This is a genomic window from Kitasatospora sp. NPDC058046, assembly GCF_042885595.1.
Classification (GTDB): domain Bacteria; phylum Actinomycetota; class Actinomycetes; order Streptomycetales; family Streptomycetaceae; genus Kitasatospora.
Genome location: NZ_JBHVRS010000065.1, coordinates 1 through 2540 on the forward strand (window position 1 = coordinate 1; position 2540 = coordinate 2540).

General features: G+C 69.5%; 1 protein-coding gene and 2 pseudogenes. 1 reads left to right on the forward strand and 2 read right to left on the reverse strand.

From position 1 onward, the window contains the following. Both ACFVU7_RS45075 and ACFVU7_RS45080 read right to left on the reverse strand, forming a co-directional pair. Positions 1–673 (reverse strand): annotated as a pseudogene (locus ACFVU7_RS45075) (IS5 family transposase); the annotation flags it as partial. Between the two features lie 46 nt (positions 674–719). Then, positions 720–1507, reverse strand: a protein-coding gene (locus ACFVU7_RS45080; RefSeq protein WP_388052549.1) for an IS5 family transposase whose coding sequence is annotated in 2 segments (ribosomal slippage) — positions 720–1171 and positions 1171–1507 — 789 coding nt in all. Because the reading frame shifts where the segments join, the coding sequence is not laid out codon by codon here. A 275-nt stretch (positions 1508–1782) separates the two neighbouring features. Here ACFVU7_RS45080 and ACFVU7_RS45085 point away from each other — a divergent pair. Then, a pseudogene (locus ACFVU7_RS45085) lies at positions 1783–2374 on the forward strand (transposase); the annotation flags it as partial. Positions 2375–2540: the final 166 nt, after the last annotated feature.

Below are 2540 nucleotides of genomic sequence, written 5' to 3' on the forward strand. Positions count from 1 at the left end.
GTGCGTTCGATGACCCAGCGGTGCCGGCCGAGACGGTTGGAGGTCTCGATCCTGCGGCGGGCGATGCGGGCGGGGATCTGCCGTCGTCGCAGGTAGGAGCGGATGAAGCGGTGGTCGTAGGCTTTGTCGCCGTGCAGCTTGCCGGGTCGGCGGCGCCGCGGTCCGCGCCGCGAGCGGATCGGCGGGATGGCGTCGACAAGCGGTATCAGGGCCTGGCTGTCGTGGACGTTGGCTCCGGAGATCGCGAGCGACAGGGGTAAACCGATGCGTTCGGTGAGCAGGTGGATCTTCGACCCGTACTTGCCCCGATCGACAGGATTCGGACCTGTCAGCTCCCCTTTTTGAGGGCCCGCATGTTCACCGAGTCGACCGCGCACCGCGACCAGTCCAGCTCGCCGAGCTCGTCGAGGACGACCCGGTGGAGCTTGGCCCACACCCGGGCCCTGCTCCACTCGGCGAACCTCCCGTGGGCGGTCGGGCCGGACGACCCGAAACAGGGCGGCAGCTGGGCCCAGGTACACCCCGACGTCGCCACGAACACGATCGCCGCCGGCACCTCCCGGTCGCCGTAGCGGCGCCTGCCACCGCCCTGCGGCCGGGTCGGCGCCTCCAGCACCACCAACTGGAACAACTCCCACAACTCGTCCGGGACGAGACGCTTCACGATCGTCACGCGAGCAGCCTGCAAGGCCAAACGAGATAGCTTCTAAGAGGACATCTCATTTGGGGAGCCTGCGGGTGCAGATGATGGCTGCTGCGATGCTGGCGAAGGCGGCGAAGTGGTCGGCCTTGCGTTCGTAGCGACGGTGGAGCCGGCGGAAGCCGCCGAGCCAGGCGACGGTGCGCTCGATCACCCAGCGGTGCCGGCCGAGACGGCTGGACGTCTCGATCCCGCGGCGGGCGATGCGGGCCGGTATCTGCCGACGGCGCAGGTAGCAGCGGATGAAGCGGTGGTCGTAGGCTTTGTCGCCGTGCAGCTTGCCGGGTCGGCGGCGCCGCGGTCCGCGCCGCGAGCGGATCGGCGGGATGGCGTCGACAAGCGGTATCAGGGCCTGGCTGTCGTGGACGTTGGCTCCGGAGATCGCGAGCGACAGGGGTAAACCGATGCGTTCGGTGAGCAGGTGGATCTTCGACCCGTACTTGCCCCGATCGACAGGATTCGGACCTGTCAGCTCCCCTTTTTGAGGGCCCGCATGTTCACCGAGTCGACCGCGCACCGCGACCAGTCCAGCTCGCCGAGCTCGTCGAGGACGACCCGGTGGAGCTTGGCCCACACCCGGGCCCTGCTCCACTCGGCGAACCTCCCGTGGGCGGTAGGTCCGGACGGGCCGAAACAAGGCGGCAGCTGGGCCCAGGTGCACCCCGAGGTGGCGACGAACACGATCGCCGCCAACACCTCCCGGTCCCCGTAGCGCCGCCGGCCACCGCCCTGCGGCCGGGTCGGCGCCTCCGGCACCACCAACTGGAACAGCTCCCACAACTCGTCAGGGACGAGGCGCTCCACGATCGTCACATGCGCAGCCTACTCAGCCACCCAAATGAGATGTCCTCTAAATGACGATGCTGCAGGCTTCACTTCATGTTGCGGACTGGTCGGTCGCACGCCCCCGAAGGACGCTTGTCACTCCACTTCGACGCCGCCCTCTCGAACGACGTCGGGAGTCAGCTACCGGGGACCCTGGCGTCTCCCCGGACCGGACTTCCACCGGCTGGCTGCCCTGAGCTTGACGCCCGGTTTACATCCAAGCCTCCTCTCACCTCCTCGAATGCCCGAGCTGCTGGACGTACCTCACGATGCGGCAGCTGGCGCCGCTGTTCGGAATCTCGACGGCGACGGTGTGCCGCATCGTCCAGCATCTCGGTCCGCTCCTGGCCCTGGAAGCCGCTCCACGCCCGCGACCGGGCGCGGAGCGGCTGTGGATCGTGGACGGCACCCTGATCCCGGTCCGGGACCGGACGGTGGCCGCGTCCAGCCGCAACTACCGGTTCCCGGCGAACGTACGGGTCGCCATCGACACCGACACCCGCCTCGTGGTCGCCACCGCCCGCCCCGTGCCGGGCAACAGGGCCGACGCCCACGCCTGGCGGGCCTCCGACCTGCCCGCCACCTGCGTCGGCACCACCGTGCTCGCGGACGGCGCCTACCTCAAACATCGGCCTGGTCGTCCCGCACCGCCGACGAGCCGGGCGCCCGCTCCTGCGGGCCCAGGAGGAGGACAACGCCGAACACCGCCGCGTACGCGCCCGCGTCGAGCACACCTTCGCCCGCATGAAGAACTACAAGATCCTCCGAGACTGCCAACAGGAAGGCGACGGCACGCACCACGCGGTGCAGGCCGTCGCCCACATGCACAACCTCGCCCGAACCCCGTGAACCAGCAGGCCAGGCCACACATAGGCCTGCCCACGCCCGGACTTCTGCAACAAGCTCTAGGACAGGAGCGTCTCCCGGCTGGTGCGCAGGGCGCTCTCCAGGACGGCGCCGCGGCGGGCCGGGTCCATCATGTTCGGGCCCATCACCGCGAGGTCCGCCAGGGTCG